This window comes from Plasticicumulans sp. (assembly GCF_035331805.1).
Lineage (GTDB): Bacteria > Pseudomonadota > Gammaproteobacteria > Competibacterales > Competibacteraceae > Plasticicumulans.
In genome coordinates this window covers 1-4,711 of record NZ_DAOLKE010000280.1, presented here as the reverse complement: position 1 = coordinate 4,711, position 4,711 = coordinate 1, and the positions used below count along the sequence as shown (strand labels likewise).

Here is a 4,711-nt window from a genome sequence, read left to right as displayed (position 1 = left end):
CCCTACCGCGACGGTGTCGAGCGGCTGTGGCAGCGGATCATGGAAGCGGAGGACTGAAGGCATGGAAGGACAGGGAGCGTCGCCGCGCCGGCGGCTGGCACTGCTGATCGACGCCGAGAACATCTCCGACGCCGGTCTCGTGCGCCGGCTGCTCGACCTGCTCGGGCGTCACGGCGAGGTCCGCATCCGCCGCGCCTACGGCGACTGGAGCGGCGAGCGCCTGCGGCGCTGGCGCGAGGCGCTGGTGCAGCACGCGATCCAGGCCATGCAGGTGTTCCCGGGCGCTGCAGGCAAGAACGCCGCCGACATCGCGCTGGTCGTCGATGCGATGGACCTGCTGCACGATGGTGATGCGGACGGTTTCTGCCTGCTCGCGAGCGACAGTGACTACACGCGGCTCGTCGTGCGGCTGCGCGAGGCGGACCGCTACGTCATCGTTGCCGGCCGCGACTCGACGCCACTGGCGCTGCGCGCGGCGGCGGACCTGTTCGTGGCGGTCGAACCGCTCGGCGAAATCATGCCGGCAGCGGTGCTGCCGTCGCCGGAGCAACCCCTGCCGATGCCGAAACCGGCGCCTTCACCGGAGCCGTCAGCCCGTCAGACCACTGATCCGGTGGCTATCCCGGTGGTGGCGGAGGAGGAGCCGGTCCTGATGCGGCTGGTACGGAAAATCGTGCCGGCGACCGCGGAAACGGCAGGGCCGGCAGCGGCCGGCATGCCGGAGCCTCCGGAGACGCCTCCGTTGCCCGTCACGAACACCGATCCGAAGTCGCAGGCCGAAATCCGCAACCTGCTCTGTCAGGCCCTGGCCGACGGGCAGTGGGTCACGATGTCGGCCCTTGGAAGTGCCCTGCGCCAGCTCGTGCCGGGATTCAGCACGGCGCAATTCGGTTTTCCGAAGCTCTGGACCCTGATCCTGGCCCATGGCGACCTGATCGATCACCGGCCGGGTGCGAGCGGCCCGATCGGCGAGGTTCGGTTGACACCCGCCGCAGTCAAACCCGATCCGTCGCCCCTGTTGCGGCAGGCGCTGGCCAGCCGTGCCTGGATGACGCTTGCAGCCGCTGGCACTGCGATCCGGGCCTGTGACCCCGGCTTCGACGTGAAACGCTATGGTCACGCCCAGTTGCAGAAGCTGCTGCGTGCCCATCCGCAGCTGATCGAGTGCCGGCCGGCGAGCGGCACCGTCCAGCACGTGCGCCTGCGCGCCTGAGCCCTGCTGCCCGGTGTCGCACGTTCTGTGGTGAAATACCGCCCCTCCCGACCACCAGCAGACATGCGCAGCGCGGCGCCGATGCAGCGCCGCGCGCACCGAGGGCTTGCGAACATGGCAACGATGGACGATCGCGACGGCGTGATCTGGCTCGACGGCGAACTGGTGCCGTGGCGCGAGGCCAAGACGCACGTGCTCACCCACACGCTGCACTACGGCATGGGCGTGTTCGAGGGCGTGCGTGCCTACCAGACCGAACGCGGCGCGGCGATCTTCCGGCTGCAGGCGCACACCGACCGGCTGTTCCGCTCGGCGCACATCGTCGGCATGCCGATGACCTACACGAAGGACGAGATCAACGCCGCCTGCTGTGCCGCGGTGCGCGAGAACCAGCTCGAATCCGCCTACATCCGGCCGATGTGCTTCTACGGCTCCGAGGGCATGGGCCTGCGCGCCGACAACCTCAAGGTGCACACCATGGTCGCCGCCTGGCCGTGGGGCGCCTACCTCGGCGCCGAGGGCATGGAGAAGGGCATCCGCATCCGCACCTCCTCGTTCACCCGCCATCACGTCAACATCACGATGTGCAAGGCCAAGGCGAACGGCAACTACATGAATTCGATGATGGCGCTGCAGGAGGCGCTGCGCGACGGCTACGACGAGGCGCTGCTGCTCGATGTCGAGGGCTACGTCGCCGAGGGCTCGGGCGAGAACCTGTTCCTGGTGCGCGACGGCGTGCTGTACACGCCCGAACTCACCTCCTGCCTCGACGGCATCACCCGCGACACCATCATCCGCTTCTGCGCCGATCTCGGCCTGACGCTGAAGGAAAAGCGCATCACCCGCGACGAGGTCTGGATCGCCGACGAGGCCTTCTTCACCGGCACCGCCGCCGAGGTCACGCCGATCCGCGAGGTCGACGGCCGTGCGATCGGCATCGGCCGTCGCGGCCCGGTCACCGAGCGCCTGCAGAAGCTGTACTTCGATCAGGTCCACGGCCGCCGCGAGCAGTATCCGGAGTGGCAGACGCTGGTCTGAACCCTGTCCTGTTCCTGGACCGCGGCGCCCGCGCGTCGCGGCCCGCATGCCGATGACAACCTGCACACCCGAGGGGAGAGTCACACCGTGTCCGCGCAGCCCGCCGCCAAGCCCGCCAACACCGAAAACCGCTACGAAGTCAGCCGCAAGGACCTGCCGCTGTCCTGCCCGATGCCGGACATGGCGCTGTGGAACTCGCACCCGAAGGTCTATCTGCCGATCGAGGACAAGGGCTACGCCAAGTGCCCGTACTGCGGCGCCGACTACGTGCTGAAGGACTGACGCGCCCGTGGACTTCGCCGCGACGCTGGCCGCGCACGCCGGAGTCATCTCCGGCCTGCTGCCGCTCGCCGCGCAGCTCGAAGCGCTCGCCGCCCGCATGCGCACGACGCTCGATGCCGGCGGGCGCATCTTCTGGCTCGGCAACGGCGGCAGCGCCGCCGACAGCCAGCATCTGGCCGCCGAGCTGGTGGTCCGCTACCGCTACGATCGCCGCGCGCTCGCCTCGATCGCGCTGACCACCGACACCTCGATCCTGACCGCGCACGCCAACGACTTCGGCTTCGAGACCGTGTTCTCGCGCCAGCTCGAAGCCCTGGCCCGGCCCGGCGATCTGGTCATGGCGATCTCCACGTCCGGCACCAGCCCGAACGTGCTCGCCGCCGCCCGCAGCGCCCGCGCGCTCGGCTGCTGGTGCGTCGGCTGGACCGGCCAGAGCGGCGGCACGCTCGCGGAACTCGCCGACGAATGTCTGCGCGTGCCCTCGACCGTCACCGCCCGCATCCAGGAAGCCCACATCCTGATCGGCCACTGGCTGTGCGAGCGGATCGAGGCCGGGCTGACGGGCGGCTGAGTCCGCCCGCCGCGCCTCGCGGGTTTCCCGGGCCTGCTGCCGCGGGCGGGGCTGCCAGGATGCCGGGCCCGGTGGTGATGGACCCGGCGGCTGCCGCCCGTGCCCCTGTTTCCACCTGATCCCCGGGGACCGCTGCCGATGCGCCTGCCCGATTTCTCCCGCGCCCGCGTGCTCGTCGCCGGCGACCTGATGCTCGATCGCTACTGGTCCGGCCCGGCGCGGCGCATCTCGCCCGAGGCGCCGGTGCCGGTCGTGCATGTCTCGGAATTGGACGACCGCCCGGGCGGAGCCGGCAACGTCGCGCTGAACGTCGCCGCGCTCGGCGGACGCGCCTGGGTGTGTGCGCCGGTCGGGGCCGACGAGGCCGCCGGGGTGCTGCGTGCGCGGCTCGAAGCCGCCGGCGTCGGCTGCGCGTTCGAGGTCGTGCCGCAGGCCGCGACCATCACCAAGCTGCGCGTGCTCGCCCGCCACCAGCAGCTGATCCGGCTCGACTTCGAGGACGGCTTTCCGGACTTCGAGCCGGCGCGCCTCGCCGCGGGCGTCACGGCGCTGCTCGATGCCGCCGGCATCGTCGTCTGCTCGGACTACGCCAAGGGCGCGCTGCGCGACGTTGCCGCCGTGATTGCCGCCGCCCGCACCGCCGGCCGGCCGGTGCTGGTCGATCCGAAGGGCACGGATTACGCGCGCTACGCCGGCGCGCTGCTGATCACGCCGAACGAGGCCGAATTCGCCGCGGTCGCCGGCGAGTGGACCGACGAGGCCGGACTGGTCGCGCAGGCCCGGCGTCTGGCGGCCGACTGCGGCATCGGCCATGTGCTGATCACGCGCAGCGAGCGCGGCATGACGCTGGTCGCCGCCGACGGCGCACCGGTGCAGCACATCCCGACCCGCGCCCGCGAGGTGTTCGACGTGACCGGTGCCGGCGACACCGTGATCGCCACGCTCGCCGCTGCGCTCGCCGCCGGCAGCCCGCTCGCCGACGCCGTGCAGCTCGCCAACCACGCCGCCGGCATCGCCGTCGGCAAGCTCGGCACCGCGACGGTCACGCCGCTGGAACTGGCTGCCGCACTGGCGCCGGCGCGTCCGCCGGCCGCAGGCGTGGTCGAGCGCACGGCGCTGCTCGAAGAACTCGCCGCCGCCCGCGCCCGCGGCGAGCGCATCGTCATGACCAACGGCTGCTTCGACCTGCTGCACGCCGGGCACGTCCGCTATCTCGCCGAGGCCGCCGCGCTCGGCGACCGGCTGATCGTCGCCGTCAACGACGACGCCTCGGTGCGCCGCATGAAAGGCAGCGAACGACCGATCAACCCGCTCGCCGCACGCATGGAAGTGCTCGCTGCGCTGCGCGCCGTCGACTGGGTCGTGCCCTTCACCGAGGACACGCCGCGCGCGCTGATCGCGCAACTGCTGCCCGACGTGCTGGTCAAGGGCGGCGACTACCGGCCCGAGGACATCGCCGGCGGCGCCGAGGTCATCGCCGCCGGTGGCGAGGTCATCGTGCTCGGTTTCGTCGAAGGGCATTCGACGACGGCGACGGTCGGGCGCATCCGCGGCGGTTCAGACTGAACCGGCCGCCACAAGGAGGGAGCCGCTGATGGCACTGCCGA

5 protein-coding genes are annotated in these 4,711 nt (G+C 71.3%); all 5 read left to right on the top strand.

Features of this window, described 5'->3' with window-relative positions; all coding sequences use genetic code 11:
* The coding region (locus PKE44_RS15245; RefSeq protein ID WP_324552727.1) for an NYN domain-containing protein at positions 1-1,213 on the top strand (1,213 nt) is incomplete at its 5' end.
* 114 nt (positions 1,214-1,327) lie between these two features.
* Positions 1,328-2,251 carry a branched-chain amino acid transaminase gene (locus PKE44_RS15240; protein ID WP_324552724.1) on the top strand — a complete coding sequence of 308 codons (924 nt, stop codon included), beginning with the start codon at positions 1,328-1,330 and terminating at the stop codon, positions 2,249-2,251.
* Positions 2,252-2,338: 87 nt separating this feature from the next.
* On the top strand, positions 2,339-2,533 hold the full coding sequence (locus PKE44_RS15235) for a zinc-finger domain-containing protein (RefSeq protein WP_324552720.1): 195 nt from the start codon (positions 2,339-2,341) through the stop codon (positions 2,531-2,533).
* A 7-nt stretch (positions 2,534-2,540) separates the two neighbouring features.
* On the top strand, positions 2,541-3,104 hold the full coding sequence (locus tag PKE44_RS15230) for an SIS domain-containing protein (RefSeq protein ID WP_324552717.1): 564 nt from the start codon (positions 2,541-2,543) through the stop codon (positions 3,102-3,104).
* 132 nt (positions 3,105-3,236) lie between these two features.
* A complete protein-coding gene (gene hldE, locus PKE44_RS15225; RefSeq protein ID WP_324552730.1) occupies positions 3,237-4,670 on the top strand; it encodes a bifunctional D-glycero-beta-D-manno-heptose-7-phosphate kinase/D-glycero-beta-D-manno-heptose 1-phosphate adenylyltransferase HldE in 1,434 nt (477 codons plus the stop codon).
* Positions 4,671-4,711 lie beyond the last annotated feature (41 nt).